At 38.1% G+C, this 26,206-nt stretch carries 25 protein-coding genes and 1 riboswitch; of the genes, 1 reads left to right on the top strand and 24 read right to left on the bottom strand.

The annotated features are described in order from the left end of the window. From GD441_RS01545 to GD441_RS01520, 6 genes are all read right to left on the bottom strand, one after another. Complete coding sequence (locus tag GD441_RS01545; protein WP_153122982.1) at window positions 1-450, bottom strand: MarR family winged helix-turn-helix transcriptional regulator; 450 nt, start codon at window positions 448-450, stop codon at window positions 1-3. 322 nt (window positions 451-772) lie between these two features. After that, window positions 773-997 carry a helix-turn-helix domain-containing protein gene (locus GD441_RS01540; protein ID WP_153122980.1) on the bottom strand — a complete coding sequence of 75 codons (225 nt, stop codon included), beginning with the start codon at window positions 995-997 and terminating at the stop codon, window positions 773-775. 119 nt (window positions 998-1,116) lie between these two features. Beyond that, entirely contained in the window at window positions 1,117-1,584 is a 468-nt protein-coding gene (locus GD441_RS01535) for an acyl-CoA thioesterase (RefSeq protein WP_153122978.1), read from the bottom strand. A gap of 175 nt (window positions 1,585-1,759) precedes the next feature. After that, the gene (sdhB, locus tag GD441_RS01530) at window positions 1,760-2,521 is read right to left on the bottom strand and encodes a succinate dehydrogenase iron-sulfur subunit (protein ID WP_153122976.1); all 762 of its coding nucleotides are present in this window, start codon (window positions 2,519-2,521) and stop codon (window positions 1,760-1,762) included. A 3-nt stretch (window positions 2,522-2,524) separates the two neighbouring features. After that, a complete protein-coding gene (gene sdhA / locus GD441_RS01525) occupies window positions 2,525-4,288 on the bottom strand; it encodes a succinate dehydrogenase flavoprotein subunit (RefSeq protein WP_153122974.1) in 1,764 nt (587 codons plus the stop codon). Window positions 4,289-4,362: 74 nt separating this feature from the next. Beyond that, a complete protein-coding gene (locus GD441_RS01520; RefSeq protein WP_153122972.1) occupies window positions 4,363-4,971 on the bottom strand; it encodes a succinate dehydrogenase cytochrome b558 subunit in 609 nt (202 codons plus the stop codon). Window positions 4,972-5,519: 548 nt separating this feature from the next. Here GD441_RS01520 and GD441_RS01515 point away from each other — a divergent pair. Beyond that, window positions 5,520-5,978 carry a YslB family protein gene (locus GD441_RS01515; protein WP_153122969.1) on the top strand — a complete coding sequence of 153 codons (459 nt, stop codon included), beginning with the start codon at window positions 5,520-5,522 and terminating at the stop codon, window positions 5,976-5,978. A gap of 55 nt (window positions 5,979-6,033) precedes the next feature. Here GD441_RS01515 and GD441_RS01510 read toward each other — a convergent pair whose 3' ends face one another. From GD441_RS01510 to GD441_RS01425, 18 genes are all read right to left on the bottom strand, one after another. Beyond that, complete coding sequence (locus GD441_RS01510) at window positions 6,034-7,266, bottom strand: aspartate kinase (protein ID WP_153122968.1); 1,233 nt, start codon at window positions 7,264-7,266, stop codon at window positions 6,034-6,036. 96 nt (window positions 7,267-7,362) lie between these two features. Then, window positions 7,363-7,539, bottom strand: a riboswitch (Lysine riboswitch). 69 nt (window positions 7,540-7,608) lie between these two features. After that, window positions 7,609-9,381, bottom strand: coding sequence for an excinuclease ABC subunit UvrC (gene uvrC / locus GD441_RS01505; protein ID WP_153122965.1), 1,773 nt, complete (start codon window positions 9,379-9,381; stop codon window positions 7,609-7,611). Between the two features lies 1 nt (window position 9,382). After that, the gene (locus GD441_RS01500) at window positions 9,383-10,834 is read right to left on the bottom strand and encodes a glycosyltransferase family protein (RefSeq protein ID WP_153122963.1); all 1,452 of its coding nucleotides are present in this window, start codon (window positions 10,832-10,834) and stop codon (window positions 9,383-9,385) included. A gap of 93 nt (window positions 10,835-10,927) precedes the next feature. Then, window positions 10,928-11,878 carry an FTR1 family iron permease gene (locus GD441_RS01495; protein WP_153122961.1) on the bottom strand — a complete coding sequence of 317 codons (951 nt, stop codon included), beginning with the start codon at window positions 11,876-11,878 and terminating at the stop codon, window positions 10,928-10,930. 16 nt (window positions 11,879-11,894) lie between these two features. Beyond that, window positions 11,895-12,647 (bottom strand): hypothetical protein, encoded by a 753-nt coding sequence (locus GD441_RS01490; RefSeq protein ID WP_153122959.1) that lies wholly within the window; start codon window positions 12,645-12,647, stop codon window positions 11,895-11,897. Between the two features lie 236 nt (window positions 12,648-12,883). Next, window positions 12,884-13,582: a Crp/Fnr family transcriptional regulator gene (locus GD441_RS01485; protein WP_153122957.1), complete on the bottom strand. Its 699-nt coding sequence runs from the start codon at window positions 13,580-13,582 to the stop codon at window positions 12,884-12,886. Window positions 13,583-13,731: 149 nt separating this feature from the next. Further along, complete coding sequence (gene arcC, locus GD441_RS01480) at window positions 13,732-14,694, bottom strand: carbamate kinase (RefSeq protein WP_153122954.1); 963 nt, start codon at window positions 14,692-14,694, stop codon at window positions 13,732-13,734. A gap of 14 nt (window positions 14,695-14,708) precedes the next feature. After that, window positions 14,709-16,139: an arginine-ornithine antiporter gene (gene arcD / locus GD441_RS01475; protein ID WP_153122952.1), complete on the bottom strand. Its 1,431-nt coding sequence runs from the start codon at window positions 16,137-16,139 to the stop codon at window positions 14,709-14,711. A gap of 130 nt (window positions 16,140-16,269) precedes the next feature. Next, complete coding sequence (gene argF, locus GD441_RS01470; RefSeq protein WP_153122950.1) at window positions 16,270-17,283, bottom strand: ornithine carbamoyltransferase; 1,014 nt, start codon at window positions 17,281-17,283, stop codon at window positions 16,270-16,272. Between the two features lie 29 nt (window positions 17,284-17,312). Further along, window positions 17,313-18,545, bottom strand: coding sequence for an arginine deiminase (gene arcA, locus GD441_RS01465; protein ID WP_153122947.1), 1,233 nt, complete (start codon window positions 18,543-18,545; stop codon window positions 17,313-17,315). A gap of 321 nt (window positions 18,546-18,866) precedes the next feature. Continuing rightward, window positions 18,867-19,631 (bottom strand): glycosyltransferase family 2 protein, encoded by a 765-nt coding sequence (locus tag GD441_RS01460; protein ID WP_153122945.1) that lies wholly within the window; start codon window positions 19,629-19,631, stop codon window positions 18,867-18,869. After that, window positions 19,624-21,090: an alkaline phosphatase family protein gene (locus tag GD441_RS01455; protein ID WP_153122943.1), complete on the bottom strand. Its 1,467-nt coding sequence runs from the start codon at window positions 21,088-21,090 to the stop codon at window positions 19,624-19,626. Before GD441_RS01455 ends, GD441_RS01460 begins: the two co-directional genes overlap by 8 nt. Then, the gene (locus GD441_RS01450; protein WP_153122941.1) at window positions 21,087-21,380 is read right to left on the bottom strand and encodes a hypothetical protein; all 294 of its coding nucleotides are present in this window, start codon (window positions 21,378-21,380) and stop codon (window positions 21,087-21,089) included. Before GD441_RS01450 ends, GD441_RS01455 begins: the two co-directional genes overlap by 4 nt. Then, the gene (locus tag GD441_RS01445; protein WP_153122939.1) at window positions 21,370-22,314 is read right to left on the bottom strand and encodes an SDR family NAD(P)-dependent oxidoreductase; all 945 of its coding nucleotides are present in this window, start codon (window positions 22,312-22,314) and stop codon (window positions 21,370-21,372) included. Before GD441_RS01445 ends, GD441_RS01450 begins: the two co-directional genes overlap by 11 nt. Before the next feature lie 163 nt (window positions 22,315-22,477). Further along, entirely contained in the window at window positions 22,478-23,683 is a 1,206-nt protein-coding gene (locus tag GD441_RS01440) for a hypothetical protein (RefSeq protein WP_153122937.1), read from the bottom strand. Window positions 23,684-23,866: 183 nt separating this feature from the next. Then, complete coding sequence (gene trxA / locus GD441_RS01435; RefSeq protein ID WP_153122935.1) at window positions 23,867-24,181, bottom strand: thioredoxin; 315 nt, start codon at window positions 24,179-24,181, stop codon at window positions 23,867-23,869. 213 nt (window positions 24,182-24,394) lie between these two features. Next, window positions 24,395-25,372 (bottom strand): electron transfer flavoprotein subunit alpha/FixB family protein, encoded by a 978-nt coding sequence (locus GD441_RS01430; RefSeq protein WP_153122933.1) that lies wholly within the window; start codon window positions 25,370-25,372, stop codon window positions 24,395-24,397. A gap of 40 nt (window positions 25,373-25,412) precedes the next feature. Continuing rightward, on the bottom strand, window positions 25,413-26,186 hold the full coding sequence (locus GD441_RS01425; protein ID WP_153122931.1) for an electron transfer flavoprotein subunit beta/FixA family protein: 774 nt from the start codon (window positions 26,184-26,186) through the stop codon (window positions 25,413-25,415). Window positions 26,187-26,206 lie beyond the last annotated feature (20 nt).

The following is a 26,206-nucleotide window of genomic DNA, read 5'->3' as shown; positions in this document are numbered from 1 at the left end:
TCATTCTTCTTTCATTTCTTGATGTAATTTCTTTAAGCTGCTTTGAAGAGATAATACTTCATCTTCGCTGAAATCACTCAGCACTTCTTTCAAATAATTTTGTCTTTTTTTGATTACGTCATCAATTATATTCTTTCCTTCATCTAACAAATGAATCCGGACTACCCTACGGTCATTTTCATCCTTCACACGCATTACTAGATTGTTTTTTTCCATGCGGTCCACTAGATCTGTTGTCGTACTGCATGCAAGGTACATTTTATTTGAAAGCTCCCCAATTGTCATGTCTCCATCTTCCAAAAGCCATTGCAACGCAACAAACTGAGGAGGAGTAATTGTGTAGTTATTTAATATCTCACGCCCTTTTTGTTTGACGATCGATGAAATATACCTTAGTTCCTTTTCTATATCTGCGACCAGCAGGTCATTTTTCCCTTTTTCAAGCGTCATTTTCACAACTCCCTGTAACTGGTTATTATACAATAAGATTCTATGATCTTGTTAAGTCGAAATAATAATTCTAAAATTCCCATTTAGTCACTAGAAATTCTTTGGATATGTATTATTGTCACTTAAAGAAGAGTACATTTCAAGTTGAATTGCGTTACACTTCCTTTAAAAAACTTACAGATTCACAAAAAAATAGGCAGGAAGTCGAAACAAGCAATCCTTTACAAATTGCATGTATTCGACTTCACTGCTCTTAAACCATGTATTGCATTATGCATAACGGACAAAGCTTCTTGTTCTGACATTCTTCACTTAGAATTTTTTATAAATGAAGTTCTCCCATTCGAAGGAGCTCTACTACTGCCTGTGAACGTCCTTTAACTCCAAGCTTTTGCATGGCATTCGAAATATGATTCCGAACAGTCTTTTCACTTATAAATAATTCACCTGCTATTTCCTTCGTTGTTTTGTCCTGCACTAGTAGTTCAAAAACTTCTTTTTCTCTTTTGGTGAGTAATGGCTTATGAGTGAAATCGTTCTCCTTCAAGTATTGTAACCCTCCTTGCCTTCACCAGCTGTAACCTAGGGATGGGTATAAATTTAGTCAAAATATAGTATGTGAAAGTATCAAGGGGAGTTACTAAATTCCTTCACTCCTTAGAATATTTATTGAAAACTTTTTACTCCATTTTGTTCTAACAACTTTTTCATCTCACTCGTCCAAGGAATTGGTCTACCTGTCTTTTTAGAAATTTGCACCATTGTTCCTCTTCCAGTGAGACAAATGTCTCCACTTTCTTTCTTTCCCATGTAATGAATTTCTACAGAAGAATTTCCAACTTTGTTCGCTTTGACATAAATATGAATCGTTTCATCAAAAAAAACTTGCTGTAAAAAGTCACATTGTAAATCTGCTACAACAGGGATCGTTTCATGATCAGGTTTTACCCAATCTTGCATAAATCCAAGCGACTTAAAAAATTCGATTCTAGCCATTTCAAAATATGTAAATGGCACCGTATTGTTCAAATGTCCAAAAAGATCCGTTTCCGAAAAACGGACTTTTACTGGAAATGAAAAAGTAAAAGACTCTTTCCAATCGTTCAAATTATGTATATATGAAATCTTACTCATTTTGTTCTCTCCCTTTAATAAATGATCTAAATCAATGAATGGTTATTCATTCATCTATTACACAATCTACAAATAAATGGTTAGATGACAAAATAATCGCTGGTATTATTTTTACTTACTCATTCGCTTTTTCATAAAAAACCTCCCGGACTTCCGAGAGGTTTCTAAAAATGTATTATACTTGATCACTTCCGAAGAAATTTCTAAATGACTGGATCGTAGTGTCACGATTTAGTGCAGCAATCGATGTCGTTAAAGGAATACCTTTTGGACAAGATTGGACACAGTTTTGTGAATTACCACAGTTTGCAAGCCCGCCATCACCCATAATAGCATTCAATCTTTCTGCTTTATTCATTGCACCTGTAGGATGGGCATTAAATAAACGAACTTGAGAAAGCGGGGCAGGACCTATAAAATTTGATCGGCTGTTTACGTTTGGACATGCTTCTAAACAGACGCCGCACGTCATGCATTTAGAAAGCTCGTATGCCCATTGACGTTTTCTTTCCGGCATGCGCGGACCAGGACCAAGGTCATAAGTTCCGTCAATCGGAATCCAAGCTTTTACCTTTTTTAATGAATCGAACATACGGCTGCGATCTACCTGAAGATCACGTACAACTGGGAAAGTCCGCATTGGCTCCAAACGAATCGGCTGCTCTAGCTGATCGATTAGTGCTGTACAGGATTGGCGCGGTTTACCATTAATAACCATGGAGCAAGCACCACAAACCTCTTCTAAGCAGTTCATATCCCATGTAACAGGTGTTGTTTTTTTCCCTTTAGCGTTAACGGGGTTACGACGAATTTCCATTAAAGCTGAAATAACGTTCATATTCGGACGATAAGGTATTTCAAATTCCTCGGAATAAGGGGTGGAATCAGGTGTATCTTGACGAGTAATAATAAAACGAATGGTTTTTTGCTCAGCCATGTCTTATTTCTCCCCCTTTTTCTTTTTCGTATAATCACGCTTACGTGGTGGAATCAACGACACATCAACCTCTTCATAATGGAAAGCTGGTGCAGATTTTAATCCTGTAAACTTCGCCATCGTTGTTTTCAAGAATTCCTCGTCGTTACGTTCCGGGAACTCAGGTTTGTAGTGAGCACCACGGCTTTCATTACGATGATAAGCACCAAGTGTAATAACGCGAGCTAGCTGAAGCATATTTTGAAGCTGGCGAGTGAAAGAAGCTCCTTGGTTGCTCCATTTTGCTGTATCGTTAATATTAATATTTTCATAACGTTCAATAAGCTCTTGAATTTTCTCATCCGTCTTTAGCAGCTTATCGTTATAGCGAACAACAGTTACATTATCTGTCATCCATTCTCCAAGCTCTTTATGAAGAACGTAGGCATTTTCATTTCCATCTAGAGATATAATTTTGTTCCACTTTTCTTCCTCTTGTTTCACATAGCTGTCAAACAATGTAGAAGACATGTCATCTGCGCTCTTTTCAAGACCTTTAATATATTTTACTGCGTTAGGACCAGCTACCATTCCGCCAAAAATAGCAGAAAGAAGTGAGTTTGCGCCTAAGCGGTTCGCACCGTGCTGTGAATAGTCACATTCACCAGCTGCAAATAGACCAGGGATGTTTGTCATTTGATCGTAATCTACCCATAATCCGCCCATTGAATAATGAACAGCAGGGAAAATTTTCATTGGTACTTTGCGAGGGTCATCACCCATAAACTTCTCATAAATTTCAATAATACCACCAAGCTTGATATCAAGCTCTTTAGGATCTTTATGAGATAAATCAAGGTAAACCATGTTTTCGCCGTTAATACCTAATTTCAAGTCCACACACACATGGAAAATTTCACGTGTTGCAATATCCCTTGGTACTAGGTTGCCATAAGCAGGATACTTCTCTTCTAAGAAGTACCATGGTTTTCCGTCCTTATACGTCCATACACGTCCGCCTTCTCCACGTGCTGATTCACTCATTAGACGAAGCTTGTCATCCCCTGGAATGGCAGTAGGATGGATTTGAATAAATTCTCCGTTCGCATAGTATGCTCCTTGTTGGAAAACAATAGAAGCTGCAGAACCTGTATTAATGACAGAGTTTGTAGACTTACCAAAGATTATGCCAGGGCCTCCAGTTGCTAAAATCACAGCATCAGCAGGAAACGCTTTTATTTCCATTGAGGAAAGGTTTTGAGCGGTGATCCCACGGCAAACACCTGCATCATCCAAAATAGCTCCCAAGAATTCCCATCCTTCGTACTTCGTTACTAGACCGCTCACTTCAAATCTACGCACCTGCTCGTCCAATGCATAAAGAAGCTGCTGACCTGTAGTTGCACCTGCGAATGCTGTACGATGATGCTGCGTACCTCCAAAGCGACGAAAATCTAATAATCCTTCAGGTGTACGGTTAAACATAACACCCATACGATCAAGCATATGTATAATCGCAGGAGCTGCTTCGCACATGGCCTTAACTGGTGGCTGATTTGCCAAAAAGTCTCCACCATATACTGTATCATCAAAATGTTCCCAAGGAGAATCGCCTTCCCCTTTTGTATTAACTGCACCGTTAATCCCGCCTTGCGCACAAACAGAGTGGGAGCGCTTTACGGGTACTAGTGAGAATAAATCAACCTGTTGTCCAGCTTCCGCAGCCTTGATGGTCGCCATCAAACCGGCAAGTCCGCCTCCGACTACGATAATTTTTCCATTACTCAACCTAACTCACTCCCTTTTCACAGCCGTTTATTATACCTATCGATATAGTAAACTTACTGACAACTAATCATGTATTAAACGAAAGCAAATAGCGCTCGAATTCCCACAACGGAAAGTGCAACAAAAACGCCTAGTGTTACGTATGTAGAAATTAATTGAGAACGCGGTGTAATCGTCAGTCCCCAGCTTACAGCGAACGACCATAATCCATTCGCAAAATGGAAAATGGCAGATACAACACTGATTACATAGAACCATAACATAAATGGATTAGAAAGGATGTTCTCCATCATTTGAAAATTGACATCTGCCCCTAATGCAGCCTGCACTCTCGTTTCCCAAACATGCCAGGTAACAAAAATTAAAGTAATAATTCCTGTTAAGCGTTGTAGCATAAACATCCAGTTTCTGAAATATCCGTATCTTCCGACATTATTCTTTGCTGTAAATGCAATATAGATCCCATAAATTGCATGATAAAGCAAAGGTAAGTAGATGATAAAAATCTCCAAGAAAACACGGAACGGCAGAGACTCCATGAAATGGGCCGCATTGTTGAATGCTTCTGCTCCTTTTGTTGCAAAATGATTGACTACTAAGTGCTGCGTTAAAAACAGACCGATCGGAATAACTCCCAGCAATGAATGTAGTCTGCGATTAGCAAACTCACGATTTCCTGCCATTTTGTACCCCCCTTAATTTTTTTAATACTGGCCTGTAAAGCTAAATCCCCTAATTACCCTACTGGCCAAATTCTTTAATGCTACTCCTATATAATAAATAGTTATAGCTAAAGCAATAATAGAATAGTTGAAAGATACACATACCCCTATGCATTCAAAGCACTACAAATATTTAATAATAAGCACTAAAAAAACGCATATTTCAACATATTCTAACAATTATGTGACATGTTCATTTTACTCCCTCAAAAATAAAGCGTCAAGAAAACGGATACATAATTTACATTCCTATATTTATCCAGTGTTAAGGGGATAATTACTATCTTATTTTACCGCTTTACTCCGATGAAATCACTAAATTTTAAAAATATTTTTTTTACTGTTTATAAGGGTTATACCTATTTTTCATATGTTAAAATATAAAAATAGACTCAAATAAAATAGAATCATCATGTAAATGGTAGATTTGAATGTAATAGCTTTATCTAAAATACATAGGAAATAAATGAATTTGTATATAATACTGCTTTTAGAAAGTGGGGAAACCAATGTCTAAAGAAAATCATCCAGAAAATCAACAAGTCGAAAGTTCTACTCCTATAATGGTTCCTGTATTTGGTCAAGAACTCCTTAGAGATCTTGTGCTTCCGGATTTGCTTGGAAAGGAAGAACCCCAAATTCTTTACTGGGCAGGAAAACAGCTAGCCAGAAAATTCCCTCTTACAAGTATTATTGAAATCGTTAATTTCTTTGAAGATGCAGGATGGGGTCATCTTGCACTAATTAGAGAAAATAAACACGATCTTGAGTTCGAATTATCAGGGGAATTGATCAAACGACGTTATGAGCTCAATAGCAATTGTCATTTTCAGCTTGAAGCGGGCTTCTTGGCACAGCAAGTTGAATTACAAAAAAAACTAACTTCAGAAACACTTGAAGAACAGAAAAGAAAATCCAACACAGTTTTTTTCAAAGTCCAATGGGATTTAAAAGATTCTACCATTTAGCTTACCAAATCATTAAGCCGGGGATGCCCCCGGCTAACATTTTTACATTTAATGGTTAAATTGTACTTGGTTCGCCTACATCTAATTGGAAGGCTTCATGTAATGATTCTACTGCTGTAATCATATGCTTTTCATCTACGACCGTCGAAACCTTGATTTCAGATGTACTTACCATTTTTATTTGAATACCGTTTTGAGAAAGGACACTAAACATTTCAGCGGCTACCCCAGGATTAGAAACCATTCCTGATCCTACAATAGATACCTTGGCCAGTCCTGTTTCTGTCTCAATATCCTCAAACTGTAGCGTACTCTTATTGGATTCTAACACTTCCAATGTCTCTTTTAAGTCTTGGCTTTTGATAGAAAACGACAAATTGGTATTTCCGTCAGCCGTTATACTCTGAATAATAATATCAACATTAATGTGATGCTTCGCCAAAAGAGTAAAAATATTTGAAAGGCTTCCTATAGCATTCGGCATTCCTAAAATGGAAATACGCGTAATATTATCTTCAAAAGCAATTCCTCTTACAATTAAATTCTGCTCCATTGATGCTTCCTCCTCAATTCTTGTACCTGTTGTTCTTTCCATGCTTGAACGGACTTCAAGTGGAATGTTGTAATTTTTTGCAAATTCTACAGCTCTTGGATGCAGAACTCCTGCTCCTAAATTTGCCAGTTCAAGCATTTCATCATACGATACACTCAAAAGCTTTCTGGCTCCTTTAACATAACGTGGATCTGTTGTAAAAACACCCGTTACATCTGTATAAATATCGCAACGAGCAGCTTTTAGAGCTGCTGCAAGGGCTACCGCAGTTGTGTCAGATCCACCTCTTCCAAGCGTCGTAATTTCACCATCTGCAGTTATGCCTTGAAAACCGGCAACAATAACAATTTTCCCTCTTTGTAATGGATTCTCTATTCTTGATGTTTCGATGTTTAATATTCTGGCATTACTATGTAATGCCTCTGTTTGAATACCAGCCTGCCAGCCTGTATATGAAACAGCTTCATACCCTTCTTCCATTAATGCCATTGCTAAAAGGGAAATCGTGACTTGCTCACCTGTTGTGAGGAGCATATCCATCTCTCTTTTATTAGGATAAGGGGAAATTTCTTTCGCCATATCCACTAATACATCCGTTGTTTTTCCCATTGCAGAAACAACAACTACCACGTCGTTTCCGTTTTCTTTTTCTTCTATTACGCGCTTTGCCACATTTTTAATTCTTTCTACACTACCAACAGAGGTCCCACCAAATTTTTGCACGATTAAAGCCAATGTACCTTCCACCTTTTTGTATTTTTTTCAGGTAAATAAAAACAGCAATGAGAAATATCTCATTGCTGTGAAAAACGTAACTCATTACGCTGTACACAGTGAGATAGCTCTCCAAGATTACACATCTTGACAGTCCTGCATTTATTCAATACAGAACCAGCAAAGCAGCTATGAGCACTGCTCCACTTCGGCGATCTCCCCTTTCAAAACTTTTCAACGAAGCTCATTCTTCTCCAAGTTTTTACTGATGAATCTCGCACCTCTATCATCACTTTAACACTGTAAAGTAATTTAAATATTAAATTAGAACAATTTTAGCATAGTCAATCGTATATGACAACTCTATTCCTGCAATTTTCTTAGGATTTCTTCAGCCACATTTTTTGGTATACCAATAGAAGTAAACTCCTCCACTTTTGCTTCCTTCATTTTTTTAATCGAGCCGAAATGTTTTAATAAACGTTTTTTTCGTTTTTCTCCAACACCAGGGATTTCGTCAAGTATAGATTGAAAAGCATTTTTACCTCGAATTTGACGATGAAAGGAAATAGCAAAACGATGCACTTCATCCTGTATCCTCTGAAGCAAATAAAACTCCTGGCTCCGTTTATCTAAAGCCACAATTTCGAGCGGATTGCCGATTAAAAGCTCAGATGTCCTGTGCTTTTCATCCTTGACTAAGCCGGAGAGAGGGATATCGAGACCAAGCTCGTTTTCCAACACATCTCTGACTGCTTCTACATGACCTTTACCACCATCAATGATAATTAAATCAGGAAGAGGAAGGCCTTCTTTCAATACTCTGGTATATCTTCTTCTGACCACTTCTCTCATGGATTCATAATCATCAGGACCTTGTACGGATTTAATTTTATATTTCCGATATTCCTTTTTTTGAGGCTTACCATCGATGAACACGACCATAGCGGACACAGGATCGGCCCCTTGAATATTGGAGTTATCGAACGCTTCGATTCGATGAGGTGTATCAATCCCGAGCTGCTTACCCAGATTTTCAACCGCTTTAATGGTTCTTTCTTCATCTTTTTCAATCAGTGAGAATTTTTCCTGAAGTGCGATTTTCGCGTTTTTATTCGCTAATTTTATTAAATCCTTTTTCGGTCCTTTTTTTGGCTGGTGGGTACGTACCTCAAGAAATGCTTCTACCATTTCTGCATCAACAGACTCAGGGAGCAAAATTTCTTTAGGCTTAAAATGGTTGGCTTTCGAATAAAACTGCCCAAGAAAAGTCAAGAATTCCTGATCGGGCTCGTCATAAATTGGAAACATGGAAACATCTCTTTCAATGAGCTTTCCTTGTCTCACAAAAAAGACCTGAACACACATCCAACCTTTATCATAGGCATAGCCGAACACATCTCTGTCTGTAAAATCGGTCATTGTCATTTTTTGCTTTTCCATTGTGGCTTCAATGTGAGCAATTTTGTCTCGGTACTCTTTTGCTCTTTCAAAATCAAGCTCCTCTGCAGCAGCTAGCATCTTTTCTTGAAGCTCATTTTTGATTTCTTTATAGCCTCCACTCAAAAAACGGGTGATTTCCTCTACAATTTTCTTATATTCTGTCTCACTCACTTCATTTACACACGGCGCGAGGCACTGTCCGAGATGATAATAGAGACAAACTCGATCAGGAAGGGTGCTGCATTTTCTTAAAGGATAAATACGGTCAAGCAGCTTTTTCGTCTCGTTGGCAGCCCCTACGTTTGGATAAGGGCCAAAGTATTTCCCTTTCCCTTTTTTCACCTTACGAGTGGTGATTAATCGAGGATGACGTTCATTTGTTAAGTGAATAAAAGGATACGTTTTATCATCCTTTAGCATCACATTATATTTCGGATCGTATTTTTTTATTAGATTTAGTTCAAGAATAAGAGCTTCCATATTGCTTGAAGTAACAATATATTCAAAATCCTCAATTTCATTGACCAATCGAAGCGTTTTTCCATCGTGTGACCCAGTAAAATAAGACCGAACCCTATTTTTTAATACTTTTGCTTTTCCTACGTAGATGACCGTCCCTTGTCTGTCCTTCATCAAATAGCAGCCTGGCTGATCCGGAAGCAAAGCAAGCTTTCTTTTGATCCATTCGTTCATCTTATCTTTCACTCCCCTCCCATTTGTATAATGTGATCTGTGAGTATATGGGATCGAATAATTTTGTAGATTTATACGATGTTATTTTCTTGAAATGGTTTGGATTTGCCCCTTGTTGGATGAAACCATCTCTTACTTTATCTGTGAGGAGAACCGTTTTATCTTTCTTATAAGAAAGATCCTCCAAAAATTTATCATACGTCATAATTCTTTTATGTTCAAAAGGAACATTCAAATACCCAAGCACTCTCGTTTCTTCCCATGTATAAACAATACTATTCTCATACTTGTTTGTTAAATCCTTTGCCAGTTGATAGACAGCCGGTTCCTCATCGTGTTGTTTTTTCATGAACATAGCACCCATTACACTTTGAGCAAGAATAAACACGATAATCAATAAATAAGAAGATTTTGTATTCCTCCTTAAGAGTCTAGCTCCTATATAAAACAGTCCTAAGACAACAATAGGAAGTATATGCCTAGGTTTGTCTATATTTTGTGCAAACAAAGCCCAAAAAAAATACGAAACAATGAAGACAAGCATGAATTTAAGTAAGCGAGGCTGTTCACGGCATTTTAATCGGATCATGAAAGCAATTGTAAATAGGACAACAAGGATCCCATCCTGGGAAAAAAAGCCTGTCCACAAAATATTATTAAACACCAGAAGAAAGATTCTTTTCCAAAGTGATGCTTCGTTAGAAAGAGAAGTACCTCCCCATTCTATAAAATGTCCTTTTGAAAAACCAAAGCCTATTTCAAACAGCGTTCCCCAGCCGCCGACATTTGCAGCCAATCCGATCAGCCAAATCAACTGAAAGCAAACAGCAATGACCAATTCGCCAATTATGACCAAGGCACCACTTTTTCCTAGTTTTTTAAAGGTCATCCACCACATATAAAGAAGACCAGTTCCAAATAGTACGTATGATACTCTTATGCCAAGCAATACACTAAAAAGGAACATGGCTGTAACTCGGAAAAACGTCTTGTCTCGTTGGATAGCCTCATAAAGCACCCATACATACCAGGTGAGAATGCCGATTGCCGCTCCTTCCGACATAGGCTGTATCCCCATAACATTTACATAACTCGACGTTTGCACAAGAGCTGTAAGCAAAAGGGCCATATCTCGACTTAGAAGCTTTCTTGCTAACATATAGGTTGGAATGACAGACGAGAGCAGTAAGGTGGAATTAAAATAACTAAGTGCTAATGGCGCTTGGTCTGTAATTAAGGAAAAAAACATACCTCCCAAAATAAAATATGGATATCCAGGGAAATGGGGCTGCATGCTTAATAGATCGTATTCCATAACACCAAGCGAAAAATCAACTTGATCCCAGGAAGCGGCTTTTTCAGATCCATATTTAAATCTAAGTATGGCAGTTAGTAATATAGCTAAAATAGATATTGATGTTATGATAAAAGATTGTTTCTTGGTATGGAACATATGAAAGGTTCCTTTCTTTTTTGATAAAATCTATGTCACGAGAAAAGCCCGCTTATTAAAAAGCGAGCCTTAGGGAATGCCTATCATTTTTAATCAGACAACCTTATTTTCTGGAAAATGATCGCTGCCCGATTTATTTTTTCTAAAGGAAAAAGATAATTTGTCATGCTTGATGAGCCACATCCAGAAGAAAACAAAACCGAAGTAGCCCCAGTATCCTATAACCTGTTCGATTGTAGGGTTATGGCTATAACCAAACATCGCTGCCATAAATAGCCCTACTTGTCCGCTAATCAAGACATCCTTTCCTGTATCCCTTTTGTAATGGATTTCATCAGCATAATGCTCAGGCATGATGTGGACAATGTTGTACACTTCGGCAGGTTTTCCTTCTGCAGTTGTATATAACGATCCCATTTTGCCTAAGTCTTGCAGAATTCCAATTCCTTGAACCAGCAAGCCAGCTGCAATAAACATAATAAGAAGCCCCGTTACATTGAAAAACGCTTTGAGTGAAATTTTCATCGTACCTGAGAAGAACAAGTATCCAATCATGAGAGCTAGCATCAATCCGCTTAGTGCACCATAGCTCGTAAAGACTTTAGTGACATCTCCTCCACTAATCGCAGCAAAGAAAAATACCGTTTCTACACCCTCTCGAAGCACAATGAGATAGGAGTGGATAATCATAGCAGAAACACTTCCTGCTGTCAGAGCGGCTTGAATTTTCTTCTGCATGTCACTATTAACGTCTTTCGATTGCTTTTTCATCCAATGAACCATGTGAGTCAAAAGGAACACAGACGCGAACATGATGGAAACTTTTAAATAGATTTCCGATCCGAAGCTAGCAAAACCTGTAAAGACAACTTGGAAAACTAATGCTACCAAAAAGCTGCTGATTAAAGCAAGGAACACCCCAATATAAACCCACTTTTTGTATGGATCCGCACTCACTCTAGTCAAGTAGGATAAAATTAGGCCAACAATCAAGATTGCTTCCAATGATTCACGCAGCGTAATTAAAAATGCTTGAAAATCCAATCCCCGCTCCCCCAATCTAACGTTCGTTCTTTTTCTTTATTTTTCCTGTTACCACAATCATGATGAAAGCAACGATTAAGACCATGGCAAACCAAAACCAAAATGAAGAGCCTCCGTTTTCTGAAAACTTATCTAGGAAATTTAAATTCTCTTCGGTTAAATGACTTTTGTCTTTTTCCTCTTCAGATACTATTGGGAATAGGGGTGCTAATTCCCCAATAATATATGTAACGTTTTGATCAAAACTTTCTTTATCGCTATTCTTGCTTCCGATTCCAAACAGCCCAGGATTTCCAAGAGCTGCTAAAGCATCATCAAATGCTTTGTAAATTTTATTAGCAGCTTCCTGCCCTTCTTTTTCAACCATGATCGGCTCGAGTACAGTAAACGTTCCGCGTGCTTTCGCTAGCAAAAGCTTTGCCTGACCATAATCATCAAACTGCTCTTGGGCAAAATGAAGACGTCTTTCCACATTTAATCTCATGGCAGCTTGATAGCTTCTTAACACAAGCTGTTTGTCTTTTTCTTTAAAACCCTTTTCTATATCTGGTTTCACTTTATTAAAATATAAATTAAACTCTTTTTGATATGTTTCATACACTTTTTTAGCACTTGCCCAATCGTTGGCATCTATATATTTATCTAACTCTTTGTATGCCTCTGCTAACGCTTCCTTACCAGGATCGCCGTATGAATAGGCAAAGCCCACATTCGGAGCTGAATTGATAATCACTATCAATGCTAAACAAAAAAATAAGATCTTTTTCATGTTTCATCCCCCTACGTTGATAATGATAATAATTATCAATAAAAAAGTCAACGTCATCTTTCAATTGGGATCAATCAGTTATTACAAGAATTCTTTTTAAAAAGGAGAGTATTTGTCCTCTTAGAAAAGGATCATTATCTGAAGAATGAGAGGCTCATTTATTTTTATATAAAGTGGTTCTATGTATGAGCCTCTGAACTGATCAGTAGAGAGGAAATAAAAAGGAAGGACAGTACTTATTTTCCTGCTTGGATAAAGAAGTCAGGTTTATGAAAGAAAATATGTTTGTTTTCGAAAGATACAATCCTTTCTCTCTTTAGTTGATTCAGTACATGGCTCACTGTTTCTCTTGAGGTGCCGGAAAGCCGTGCTATTTCCGTTGTGGTAATCGGACATTCAACAAAGATTTCTTTATTCTTAGAGATTCCAAGATCTTGCATAATAAAGGCAAGAACTTGAATGACTCTGTCCGATGCATTCGAATTAGTGATCGCTTGAAGACGCGATTCATGTAATCGCAATATAGAAGATAAGTGTTCTACAACGTGTATTAGCTGTCTCGTATTATTTTTCAAAATCTCTTCAAATCTCTTTGTAGGAATATAATATAATTCTACATCTGTTAAGGAATAAGCTGTATAATGATATTCTAAATCCTTAAAAAGCCCTCCGTATGGAAATAAAGTATAGGGCTTGATAAAATCACCATAAAGCATCGTACCACTTTCATTCGTTTTTTCTAATTTAATATAACCATTAAGAAGCAAATAGATCCTTTCACGAGGATCCCCTGCGGTAAAAAGGATTTGCCCTTTTCGGTACGTTCTTTTGTATAAGCCGATTTCAATTTCAGTAAGTTCTTTACTTGTGGCTAAGGAGAAAATTTCAAAGTTTTTGAGGTTTTTCCGGATCGTAGCATCATTAAAAACTTTCATGGCAATCGCTCCTAATCAACAATTCCCCTACTTCAATATAACACGATAAACTTAATAAATAGTGTTATAATTGTGACAATCAAATAAAATTACTATATCACGATAACAATAAACTGCTGTTTTCACAAAAAAAGGAGGGCTTAGCCTCCTCAAACAAATGCCAACTCTTTTTCTTTCACAATATGAGTACCTGTTAATCCTTGCAAAGCTTCATAGGCGCGATCTAACGATGTAATAATGGTCTTTCGATCATCTCTTGATTCCGCAAATTGGATTGCTGCCTGGATTTTCGGAAGCATACTTCCAGGTGGAAAATGCCCTTCTTGTACATATTTTTCTAATATTTCAGTTGAGACATTGGCAATGACCTGTTCATTTGGTTTACCAAAATTAATAGAGACGTGTTCAACTGCTGTTAGAATTAACAAGATGTCTGCGTCAACAAGCTCTGCCAGCTTTTGTGCAGCAAAGTCTTTGTCAATCACCGCTTCAATGCCTTCAATCTTATGACCTTTACGAATAACAGGGATTCCGCCGCCTCCCACTGCTATTACAATGTTTCCGCTTTCAACAAGCGCGTTAATCATTTCATATTCAAGAATATGAATAGGTTTAGGAGAAGGAACTACTCGTCGCCATCCTCTTCCTGCGTCCTCTTTAAATATAAGATTCTGCTCGCTCATTAAACGTTTTGCTTCTTCTTCGCTATAAAATGGACCAATTGGTTTGGTTGGGTTCAAGAATGCAGGATCGTCTTCAGATACTTCCACCCTAGTTACCACCGTTGCCACTTTTTTATCATAATGATTTTCTTCAAGTACTTCCTGAATCGCATTTTGCATCCAGTAACCGATCATCCCCTGACTCATTGCTCCGCATGTATCAAGAGGCATGGCAGGAGTTTTTTCAGATTCAGCAGCCTTTTGCTGTAATACGATATTGCCGACTTGAGGTCCATTTCCGTGCGTGATAATAATGTCAAAGCCGTCATTCATAATTTTTAACAGCTGGTTAGCTGTATGTTTAAGTGCTTTTTGTTGTGCTCTTGCTGTGGCATCACCGCTTTGTATAGCATTTCCTCCAAGTGCAATCACTATTTTTTTTCTACTCATTCTAGGTTGCCTCCTTATAAAGTAATAGTTCCGGTTGCTAATTCAATAATTGCCCAAAATGCCAGAAGTCCAATGGAAAAGGCTGTAATTAGCTCTGCTTTTCCAAACATTTTTTTCTTATGAGCTTCTTTTTGAACACTCATAAACATGAGGATTCCTGGAGCGTAGAGAATCATCGTCAATAAGAGATAGTCGATTCCTGCTGCATAGACAAGCCAGATTGAATAAATGCTTGCAATGATTCCAAGAGCAATATCTTTCGTACGTTTCTCTTCTTCAGCGTATGCTTCACCTGACCAGGATAGCTTTAACTGGTATAAGGCTGAAAAGAGGTACGGAAGCAGAATGGCTGAAGAAGCGAGTGAAAAGGCAAAATGATACGCCTGTTCCGACACAAGGAATGTTAATAAGAAAATCTGAATGAGCCCATTTGTAATCCATAGAGAGTTAACAGGAGCATGATTTTTATTTTCCTTTGCAAACCACTTTGGGAAAACACCGTCTTTTGCAGCAATGTAAGGAATTTCCGAAGCCAGTAAAGTCCAGCCCAACCATGCACCAAGCACTGATATGATTAAACCGATATTGATAAAAGTAGCTCCCCATTTACCGACAATTGACTCAAGTACATATGCCATGGACGGACTTGGTAATTCGGATAATTCTCCACGCGACATTACGCCAAGGGAGAGAAGGGAAATCATAATGTAAATTAGAAGAGTGCCGATTAAACCAATAACGGTTGCCCGCCCGATGTCTTTCCGGTTTTTGGCTCTACCCGAAAGAACGACAGCACCTTCTACTCCGATAAACACCCATAACGTTACAAGCATCGTGCTGGCGACTTGGTCCTTAACGGAGCTCCATGAGAATTCAGCTCCTTCAGGCCCCCAAAAATCCAAGGAAAACTGATCAAAATGAAAGGAAAAGATGGCAATTATGATGAATAAAAATACTGGAACAAGTTTTGCGATCGTTGTGATTAAATTTACAAGTGCAGCTGAATGTACACCTCTTAAAATTAATGCGTGAACAAGCCAGAGCATAATGGATGCACCAATAATTGATGCGATGTTCTGACCGCCTTCGAATACAGGGAAGAAATAACCGATTGAACTAAAGAGAAGGGTAGCGTATGCGACGTTCCCTAGCCATGCAGATAACCAGTATCCGAATGCACTATTAAAACCCATATAATTTCCAAATCCTGCTTTTGCGTAACTGTATATCCCTCCATCAAGATCAGGTTTACGCATTGTTAAATTTTGAAAGGAAAGACCGAGTGCAATGATTCCGATTCCTGTTATAGCCCATCCAATTATGATAGCTCCTGCATTAGCTCCTCTTGCTATATCACTTGAAAGGTTAAAAGCTCCACCGCCGATCATGGATCCTACAACAATAGCAATCAGTGAAAATAAACCCAGCTTTTTTTGGTCTTCCATGATTCTCACCTCTTTTTTGGATAAGAGGGGGAGGAATCCCCCCCCTTTTAGATTGTAGACAAAGTAAATCATACACTTTCAGACTGTTTGAAAACGCTTGTCAGTCTGAGAGGGGAAGGAAACCCCTTCTTTACTTGTTACTGTTTGTTGCAACCATGACCGCTTTAATTGTATGCATTCTGTTTTCCGCTTCATCAAATACAAACGAGTGCTTGCTTTGAAATACTTCATCCGTTACTTCCATTGCTGTTAATCCAAATTTCTCATAGATCTCTCTTCCAACAGTTGTCTCTAGGTCATGGAAAGAAGGAAGACAATGTAAAAACATCACATTTTCATTACCAGTTTTATAAAGCATTTCCATATTTACTTGATAAGGAAGCAACAGGCGAATCCGCTCTTCGAATTTGTCCTCTTCACCCATAGATACCCAAACATCCGTATAGATCACATCAGCTCCATCTACAGCTTCATCGATATTGTCAGTAATCTTGATTTTTGCGTTTGATAGAGCGGCTGCATCCTGAGCAATTTGGACAATTTCCTCAGAAGGGAAAAGAGACTTTGGAGAGCACACTCTAACATCCATACCAACCTTTGCGCCTCCAATTAATAAGCTGTTAGCCACATTGTTTCGGCCATCCCCAACATATACTAGCTTTACTCCCTTAAGATGGCCAATTTGTTCCTTGATGGTTAAGAAATCTGCAAGAACTTGAGTTGGATGGAAAAGATCGGTTAAACCATTCCATACTGGAACTCCTGCATGTTGTGCCAATTCTTCGACTAGCTTATGGCTAAAGCCTCTAAATTCAATACCATCAAACATTCTTCCTAAAACAATGGCTGTATCACGGACTGATTCCTTTTTGCCGAATTGAATATCATTTTTTCCTAAATACTCTGGATGAGCTCCCAAATCTACACAAGCGACTGTAAACGCACATCTTGTTCTAGTTGAAGGCTTTTCAAACAAGAGCGCAATATTTTGGCCTTCAAGATATTTATGAGGGATCCCTGCTTTTTTCTTAGCCTTTAATTCTGCTGCTAAGTCAATTAAGTAGTTAATTTCCTCTTCAGTAAAATCCTTTAAAGCCAAAAAGCTCTTTCCTCTTAAATCAACTTTAGATTGGATTGCATTCATTTTTCCTTCCTCCTTAATAAGTAGTAGTATTAAATATCTTCACGTAAAATCGGCATGCTCATACAGCGTGGACCGCCTCGTCCTCTTGAAAGCTCAGAGCTTAAAACTTCGATTACTTCTACACCGTTTTTACGGAGCATTTCATTTGAAACATAGTTTCGGTCATATGTGACAACAACACCCGGTGCAATAGCAAGGGTATTAGAGCCGTCATTCCACTGTTCGCGAGCTGAAGCAATAATATCTCCTCCACCGCATGGAATAAGAACGATCTCGTCTAAATGTAAAACCTCTTTCAATGTTTCAGTAAGGTTCGTTCTCTCATGAATTACCAATCGGTTTGGTTCTTTTCCTTTTTCAAGAATGTAAATTCTCATATTTCCATCTGGACCTTCAATGGCAGGATGGATTGTGAATTTGTCATAATCAACCATTGTGAATACAGTGTCAAGATGCATAAAGGCTCTTGATTTAGGAATTTCGACAGCAACTACTTTTTGTATGCTTGATTGCTGGTCAAAAAGCTGCAATGCAAGCTTTTCAATTGCTTGGGCTGAGGTTCGCGCGCTTACTCCTATCGCAATCACTTCTTTACTTAAGATAAGCTGGTCGCCACCTTCCAAAGGAAAACGTTCGTCACGGTTGTACCAGATCGGAATAGAATGCTTTGAAAATCTAGGATGAAATTTGATAATATATTCCATAAATAAGGATTCGCGCCGCCTTGCTCCTTCACGCATTCTGTTTATGGTTATTCCGTTTCCTACAACTGCAGCCGGATCTCTAGTAAAATACAAGTTTGGCATTGGATCGAGGTAGAATGGGTAATGATCTGCCATAAATTCATAAAGATGAACTTTCTTTTCTTCCTCGATTTCAGATTTTAAAATTCCAGCCATAACTTTTCGAACCATCTGATCAGTAGGAAATGATAATAAGTATTCTTTTAAATTTTGGTATGCTCCGTTAATGTTTGATTTACTTTCAATTAAAAGTTGTTCAATGAATTGAACACGAATTTCTTCTGAATGCAGTGCTTCTGTCATCAGCTTATCTAGGTAAAGGACTTCAATCCCTCTGTTCCTTAAAGCATTTGCAAAATAATCGTGTTCTTTTTGGATCGCCGGGAGGTAGGGGATGTCATCAAAGAGTAAGCGATGCAAATATTCCGGCGTTAAGTTCTCAACTTCTCCTCCTGGTCGGTGAAGAAGGACCGTCTTTAGTTCCCCTATTTCAGATGTAACGTGGAGAGGGTGCTTCATGTTTTTTCCTCCTTTTTCGTAATCTTTAGTACGCTTTTATCATAAAAGGAAAAGAAATTCCGAATTGTGAAAGCGCTGACATTTTACTTGTGAAAATATTCACAAATGTATAAATGATTATTCAATTCTTTGCATAAAAGTAAATGTTTATTTAACTGAAGGCTTGTTTTATTAAGAATGGAGGATGAATAAAAGAGAATAACGAAAGAAAATATTTTTTTCAATCAAAAAAAATAACCGGCGAGTGCCGGTTATATTAGATTGTAGACAAAGTAAATTTCTCGCGCATTCAGTCTGATTAAAAACGCTTATCAAAATAGATTAGTGATTCCCGAACATCATTTTTTCTTCAAAAATTTTATGAGCTTTCTCATCTACGACGACTTTTTTCACTGGTCGTCTTATTTCTTTCATAATGGCTGGCAAAACGGAAGATACATATCCTCTAAATGTGATAAAGGACTGTCCAGTCGTTCTCACTTTATAAGAGATCGGGACTTCTTTTATCCGAAAGCCTTTTCTGACAAGATTCAGCGTAAGAACCTGAGCATAATTATAGTTATGAATGATTTCAGCATGCTCCATCGCTTGTCTTGAAAAAGCTCTCATTCCAGATTGCCCATCTACAATCCACTTCCTCAATAGGATGGATTGGAGCAATGTAAACACATAATTTCCGATTCTTCTATGAAATTTCATGCCTCTTACTTTATTCATGAAGCGAGAACCCATTGTGTAGTCTGCTTCTCCTTTTAAAATAGGTGCAATTAAGTCTGGAATTTGCTCAGGAGGATATTCGCGGTCAGCATCAATCATTACACCGATATCCGCCCCGAGCCTAACGCATTCTGACAAGCCAGTCCTGACTGCAGCACCCAATCCCATGTTTTTCTTCGCACTCCAAATATAATCGGCTCCAGCTTCTTTTGCACGCAGTACGGTATCATCAGTGGAACCGTCATCTATGACTAGCACTTCTACTTCAATAAGTGGATGAAAATGACGAGGAATATTCCTAATAACATCTCCAATAGAATCCTCTTCATTTAGAGCAGGTAAAAACACAATCACTTTTTGCTTATTCATCCTTTATTACTCCTCTTTTTTTAAAAGCTTCAATAAGCACCTTCCCCCGGCTGCGGCTCGGATAAGGAGCACCTAATAGATAGGCAATTGTTGGTGCAACAGATACAAGGCTATGCTTTTCTTCAACCACTTTCCCTTTCTCAATGTGGGGGCCGTACATAAAGAATGGTACGTAGCGCTCTCCTTCATCCAGGTGGCCATGCCCGCCGATCCCGTCTGCTTGTCCATGATCAGCGCAAACAATGATTGTGGCATTATTCAGCTTTCCTTTTTCCTCAAGCCATTCAACATAATCCTTCAATAGAGCATCTGCTTCTTCAATTTTTTCAATATATTCATCGTAAAGAACACCGCGACTATGTCCGATTTGATCAGTCCCAATCAGCTGTACAATCATTAAATCTGGATCTTGCTCTTCCATAATCTTCTTTGCTTTATTGATAATGTTTCGATCTGCTTCGTCCTTATGCATCACGGCAGTCACTGTTTCTACATCATTACCCATTGAATCGACAAGGTGAGCAATCCCAAGTAATCTTCCTTTTTTCCCTACTTTTCTTAATGAATCAAAAATACTTTCCGTTTTTATCCCTAGCTTCCAAACCATATTGGAAGTGATACCGTGTTCAAAAGGATAGGTACCCGTAAACATGGAAGTAAAGCATACAACCGTTCGGGCTGGGTATACCGTTTCCATGTTTGTATATTCTGTCCCATTGTTTTTTAGATAATCTAAAAATGGAGTATTCGCTTCGTAAAAGCGTTCCTTCCTCATGCCATCGACAACCAATACGATTACTTTTTCATTGATCGCTTTTTTATTCTCTGGAACGTTATTTGTGTATTCGCTGTACATCGATGGTTTCCAATCGAATAGATAGCGGTGAAGAATCCAGGTATACAGCATTAAACCACCGTAAAAAAGACCAAGTGTTGAAATAGATACTGAGTATCCTGCTTGAAGCTTTTCGAACAGGTATTGCCATACTGACAAAAGCAAAAGAAATTTAGGAAGCTGTTCTTGAGCGTTGCCGCTTGTTGAATCACTATTTTTTAAGACAAGCTTCCAGAACCGTGTAAAATTGAGCCAATCTGTACCGATTCGCAAATGATAGTACAAAGTTCCCCAAAAAAAGACTGTAAAAAAGAAATAGAGCCCGATCGAAAAAAATAAAAGGGGCAAGGAAACATCGTTCCATATTAAGAGATAAGCAACAAATGGTAGCCAAAGATAATTTCTTAAAAACAATGGAAAATCATAAATAAAGAAAAGGATAAATAAGGGCAGTGTCAACAATAAAGATAGACCCATATTGCTCCAAAAAGAAGCTTCCCCCCAGCTGCCTATATAAAATAAAAGCATGGTGCCGACAGTAAATATTGGTGTAAACGGCTTCCCTTCATTTAACAAGTTCCAGCAGCGTGCAGCTACCTTTTCAAATTTAGAAGCACTTTTCAAAGTGAATTTCCTCCCCTCTTTATTCGGTTTTTTATCCAATCCCAATCAATTGGATGAACCACTAAGGCATATATTCCCGTTATATAGGAAAAAATAAATTTCATAAAATGACTGACAAGAGCTAAATGAAGACCCAGCTTCATTTCAAATCCTATTGAAGATAATGCAATACTCATAGTAGCTTCATAGGTTGCTAGCCCTCCAGGTGCAATTTGAAAAACTTGACTGATAATCGTCACACTGTTCACCCAGATTGCAGATCCAATCCATTTAACCGATTTAAACTTCATATTCTTTAGCCCACTGTACAGTACGTTTTATGCCTTCTTGAAAAGAAACGGTCGGCTTGAATCCAAGCTGTTTTGTTGCTTTTGAAATATCTGCCCAAGTCGCACTCACATCTCCTAACCGGTATTTTTCCTGCTTAACCTGCATATGAGGGAAGAATTTTTTTAATTCCAATAAAAGCTCTTCCATTGTAACCGGATGTCCTGCTCCGAGATTGTATATTTCGTTTTCTCCTTTTCTTTTCATGGCTAATTCAATTCCACGAACAATGTCGTCTACATATGTAAAATCCCGTGAAACTCCCTGACCAAATAAAGTGATTTCCTCATTTCTTAACAGTTTTGAAATAAACTTACCGATTGCCATATCTGGTCTTCCGAAGGGTCCAAAGACTGTAAAAAAACGAAGAATCGTCAATTGGAAGGAATAAATATGGCTGTAGGCTTGACAGAAGGATTCAGCGCTGTATTTGGAAGCTGCATATGGTGATATAACTTTCCCATTTGCCATTTCTTCCATGAGAGGTACGTTTTTTTGATCACCATAAACAGAGGATGATGAAGCAAAAACAACGTGCTTCACATGATTTATACCTGCTGCTTTTAAAACGTTTACAGTCATTTCAATGTTTTTTTCAATGTAAGCATGTGGATTTTCTAAAGAATAAGAAACCCCTGGAAGAGCTGCAAGATGCACAACAATGTCAGGCTTGATTTTTTGAAAAATGTGATGGACCTGATCTTCCTGCAATAAATCAGCTTCAATCAATTGATAGTGATTACTATATCCAATACTCTCAAGCTGTTTTCTTTTTCTTTGAGGTGAATAATAATCATCAAAGTTATCAATGATGTACACCTTATATTCTAGTTGAACCAAATATTTTACAAGGTGATGGCCAATAAACCCTGCTCCACCTGTCACAATTACTTTCATATAGTCACCTTCTTTCACAACAAAAGAATTATAACATAATCATAGAAGCCGGTGCTTGAAGCTGAACAAGTCGAATAGTAGACAGCGTCTGCTTAGCTCAGATTAAAGGAGCTTTAAGCAAGACATAAAGAAAAGCCGCAAATTGCGACTTTTCCTACATGGATTATAATTGCTCAAGAACAGCTAATACTGCCTCACTATGTGTTTTTGCTTCTTCTGCATTGCCTGCAGCAATTGCGTCATACCATTTTTGAGCAGTTTCAAACGCGGCTTTAGCTTGTTCTGCACCTAGTTTTTCATTCAATTTCATTTCAAGCATTTTCATGAACATGTTGCCTTCTAATGCTTTTACTCTAGCTTCAGTAGTATTGCCAGCTTCTAGTTCAGCTGGGGCTTTTTCATGATAGCCTTTGATTTTCCCTTTTATCGCTGATACGAATAATGTATTTACTTCTTCAGCTTTGATATCCTTTGCATTTGTTTTGTCTAAAGAAAAAATATCATTTAGCTTCGTTGCTGCTGCTTCATCTCCACCGGAAAGTGATTCTTTAATAGCTTGATAGAAACCCCACGCTTCTGCTTGCATGTTTTTCAATTCAAGATCTTCTTTTCCTTCTTTTACAGCTGCTTCAATTTTCTCGGCATAAGAATTAGCCGCAAGATAGTAGCTCTTGTAAATAGATTTATCAGTAATTTGGGAGAATACTTTAAAGTCATCAGCGTTTCCACTGTTCAATGCTTCCTCTTGTGTAGTAATCCCTGAATGAATGTTTTCTACAATACTTGCTTCACCAGATAAGCTGTATAACTCGTCTCGTTTTGTTGCAGTCGGGATGAACACTTCATTAGCTAAGAGCTTTACTTCTTCAAACGCATTCTTAGCTTCCTCTGTTTTTCCTGAAGCTAAAAGCTCACTGATTTCTTGTTGGAGACGTTTTTGTTTTTGATAAAAATAAGATTGGGTTGTTTTATCAAATAACTGGCGAGCAATATTTTGATCTACATCTCCTGATTTCCCTGACTCTAAAGCCACTTGTGTTGCTTGTTGGTATTCGCTGTTAATCTCGTTGATGCTGTTTTGCAGGTCACTAGTATAAGTAGAAATAACTTGATCCCAGTTTACTTGTTGATTTTCTTTCATTTTTTCAAGCTCTTGCTTTATAGAAAGGTAAGCAGAAACTTCTTTGGCAGTTGCAGTTTGATTAATATCAAAAGCAGGTGTTTCTTCTTTTTTCTCTTCAGCCTTTTGTGTTGATTCTTGAGCTGGCTCTTCTTTTTTCTCTGCTTCATTGGTATTATTGCAGCCAGCCAAGATGACACTTGTCATTAAGAAGCCTGCAAAGATCTTCTTTAATTCTTTTTTTCTCATGTTATGTATCCCCCTATACCCCACATAGTTGATAATGATTTTCATTACATATGTTATTATAGAGAGAATGATTCTCAGTGTCAATGAGTATTTTTTTGGATTTGTTCATATTCTTATGTACTTTTTTACAAGCATCAGATTCCAAAAAAATCTCCGCCAAAAAATGACGGAGATTTTTTACCATTAAGCGTGTTTGTTTAATAATTCAGCAAGTGCTTCTTTTGGTTGGAAACCAACAACTTTATCCACTACCTGGCCATCTTTTAAAACCACAAGAGTAGGAATACTCATGACACCAAATTTACCGGCAGTTTCTTGATTTTCATCAACATCTACCTTAACAATTTTTACTTTATCACCCATTTCGGCATCAAGCTCTTCCAATACAGGAGCGATCATTTTACAAGGTCCGCACCATGGAGCCCAGAAGTCCGCTAATACAAGACCTTCGCTAGTTTCAGTTGTAAAAGTTTGATCAGTTGCATTAACAATAGCCATTTACTGTAATCCTCCTAAAATCATTCTAAAAATTTCTAAACACAGTATACCACTGATTATTTCATTGATGCTAATAATTTGCTTCATTGCTAAGTTTCCCTATTCCATAGAAAGTATTCCGACTTAAGTGGAAGATGAATCTTGGCGGTTATCAAAGAGATCATCTTATCTAAAAAGCAAACCCGGCAGTTTCATGAACTACCGGGTAAAAGATTAGGCATTAACCTTTAGCTTTTTAAATTCCTCTGTAAGAATCGGAACGACCTCAAACAGGTCGCCTACAATACCGTAGTCTGCTACCTTGAAGATGTTAGCTTCAGGATCTTTATTAATCGCCACAATTACTTTTGAGTTGGACATTCCAGCTAAGTGCTGGATTGCACCGGAAATTCCACATGCGATATAAAGATCAGGCGTTACCACTTTTCCTGTTTGACCAATTTGTAGTGAATAGTCGCAATAATCAGCGTCACATGCACCACGTGAAGCACCTACTGCACCGCCTAATACATTGGCTAGCTCTTTTAACGGCTCAAAGCCTTCAGCGCTCTTTACTCCGCGTCCCCCTGCAATAACAACCTTCGCTTCAGAAAGATCTACACCTTCACTTGCTTTGCGTACGACTTCTTTAATAACGGTTCTTAAATCTTTAATTTCAACAGAAAGTGTTGTCACTTCACCACTTCTGGAGGCATCTTTTTCTAGTGGATGAATATTGTTTGGACGAATCGTTGCAAAGATTAGACCATCTGTAACAATCTTCTTTTCAAAAGCTTTTCCGGAATAAATCGGACGAGTGAATACAAGATTGCCACCTGCTTCCTCCAAACCAGTTACGTCAGAAATTAATCCCGAATTTAATCTGCTTGCCACTCTTGGAGCTAGGTCTTTACCAAGAGCTGTATGGCCTAAAATGATTCCATCTGGATTTTCAGAATCAACAACAGCTAATAAAGCTTGAGAGTAACCATCAGATGTGTATTGCTTTAGTTTTTCATCTTCTACAATCACTACTCGGTCTGCACCATATTGAATCAACTGTTCAGCTAGGTTCTTCACTTCGTTTCCAATTAAGACACCTACTACTTCACCATTATCACTTGCAAGCTTTGCTGCAGCAATCGCTTCAAATGAAACGTTTCTTAACGAGTGATCACGAACTTCACCTACAACGAGAATTTTTCTACCCATCATAATACCTCCCGAACGCTCAATTTGTAAAAATATGCAATTAAATAACTTTTGCTTCCGTGTGAAGAAGCTTTACTAGCTCTTGTACTTGATCTTTAATGTCACCTTCAAGGATTCTACCAGCTTCTTTCTTAGGAGGCAGGTAAACCTCAATCGTTTTTGTTTTTGCTTCCACATCATCTTCATCCAGATCAAGGTCGTCTAGTTCTAACTCTTCAAGCGGCTTTTTCTTCGCTTTCATAATTCCAGGAAGAGAAGGATAACGTGGCTCGTTTAGACCTTGCTGAGCCGTAACCAGCAGTGGAAGTGAAGTCTCAATCACTTCAGAATCTCCTTCTACATCTCGTACAACACTTACTTTTGTGCCGTCGATTTCAAGATTTGTGATGGTTGTAATATAAGGAATTCCCAACAGCTCAGCAACTCTAGGACCCACTTGTCCCGAGCCGCCATCAATCGCAACATTTCCAGCAAGGATCAAATCGGCATCTTTATCTTTCAGGAATTCTGCCAAAATTTTTGCAGTTGTGAATTGGTCTCCTTCTTCCACATCATCTTCTGTATTGATTAGCACAGCTTTATCAGCACCCATCGCTAGTGCTGTTCTAAGCTGCTTTTCAGATTCCTCCGTTCCAACTGTCACTACCGTTACTTCACCACCATGAGCATCTCGCACTTGAATTGCTTCTTCAACTGCGTATTCGTCATAAGGGTTGATAATAAATTCTGCACCCTCTTCGTTGATTTTCCCATTAGATAATGAGATTTTTTCTTCAGTATCAAATGTTCTTTTTAATAAAACATAAATGTTCATCGTTTTCCCTCCAATATTGT

Source organism: Peribacillus tepidiphilus, assembly GCF_009466385.1.
In the GTDB taxonomy this organism is placed as follows: Bacteria; Bacillota; Bacilli; order Bacillales; family DSM-1321; genus Bacillus_BN; species Bacillus_BN tepidiphilus.
The sequence above is the reverse complement of the archived record's forward strand: the minus strand, read 5'-3'. Positions and strand labels throughout refer to the sequence as shown.

What these genes read in the sequence shown, in the direction of transcription:
- GD441_RS01545 (WP_153122982.1), bottom strand. Translation starts at nt 450, where the DNA reads ATGACGCTTGAAAAAGGGAAAAATGACCTGCTGGTCGCAGATATAGAA.
- GD441_RS01535 (WP_153122978.1), bottom strand. Translation starts at nt 1,584, where the DNA reads ATGAGTAAGATTTCATATATACATAATTTGAACGATTGGAAAGAGTCT.
- sdhB (WP_153122976.1), bottom strand. Translation starts at nt 2,521, where the DNA reads ATGGCTGAGCAAAAAACCATTCGTTTTATTATTACTCGTCAAGATACA.
- GD441_RS01520 (WP_153122972.1), bottom strand. Translation starts at nt 4,971, where the DNA reads ATGGCAGGAAATCGTGAGTTTGCTAATCGCAGACTACATTCATTGCTG.
- GD441_RS01515 (WP_153122969.1), top strand. Translation starts at nt 5,520, where the DNA reads ATGTCTAAAGAAAATCATCCAGAAAATCAACAAGTCGAAAGTTCTACT.
- uvrC (WP_153122965.1), bottom strand. Translation starts at nt 9,381, where the DNA reads ATGAACGAATGGATCAAAAGAAAGCTTGCTTTGCTTCCGGATCAGCCA.
- GD441_RS01500 (WP_153122963.1), bottom strand. Translation starts at nt 10,834, where the DNA reads ATGTTCCATACCAAGAAACAATCTTTTATCATAACATCAATATCTATT.
- GD441_RS01490 (WP_153122959.1), bottom strand. Translation starts at nt 12,647, where the DNA reads ATGAAAAAGATCTTATTTTTTTGTTTAGCATTGATAGTGATTATCAAT.
- GD441_RS01485 (WP_153122957.1), bottom strand. Translation starts at nt 13,582, where the DNA reads ATGAAAGTTTTTAATGATGCTACGATCCGGAAAAACCTCAAAAACTTT.
- arcC (WP_153122954.1), bottom strand. Translation starts at nt 14,694, where the DNA reads ATGAGTAGAAAAAAAATAGTGATTGCACTTGGAGGAAATGCTATACAA.
- arcD (WP_153122952.1), bottom strand. Translation starts at nt 16,139, where the DNA reads ATGGAAGACCAAAAAAAGCTGGGTTTATTTTCACTGATTGCTATTGTT.
- argF (WP_153122950.1), bottom strand. Translation starts at nt 17,283, where the DNA reads ATGAATGCAATCCAATCTAAAGTTGATTTAAGAGGAAAGAGCTTTTTG.
- arcA (WP_153122947.1), bottom strand. Translation starts at nt 18,545, where the DNA reads ATGAAGCACCCTCTCCACGTTACATCTGAAATAGGGGAACTAAAGACG.
- GD441_RS01460 (WP_153122945.1), bottom strand. Translation starts at nt 19,631, where the DNA reads ATGAATAAGCAAAAAGTGATTGTGTTTTTACCTGCTCTAAATGAAGAG.
- GD441_RS01450 (WP_153122941.1), bottom strand. Translation starts at nt 21,380, where the DNA reads ATGAAGTTTAAATCGGTTAAATGGATTGGATCTGCAATCTGGGTGAAC.
- GD441_RS01445 (WP_153122939.1), bottom strand. Translation starts at nt 22,314, where the DNA reads ATGAAAGTAATTGTGACAGGTGGAGCAGGGTTTATTGGCCATCACCTT.
- GD441_RS01440 (WP_153122937.1), bottom strand. Translation starts at nt 23,683, where the DNA reads ATGAGAAAAAAAGAATTAAAGAAGATCTTTGCAGGCTTCTTAATGACA.
- trxA (WP_153122935.1), bottom strand. Translation starts at nt 24,181, where the DNA reads ATGGCTATTGTTAATGCAACTGATCAAACTTTTACAACTGAAACTAGC.
- GD441_RS01430 (WP_153122933.1), bottom strand. Translation starts at nt 25,372, where the DNA reads ATGGGTAGAAAAATTCTCGTTGTAGGTGAAGTTCGTGATCACTCGTTA.
- GD441_RS01425 (WP_153122931.1), bottom strand. Translation starts at nt 26,186, where the DNA reads ATGAACATTTATGTTTTATTAAAAAGAACATTTGATACTGAAGAAAAA.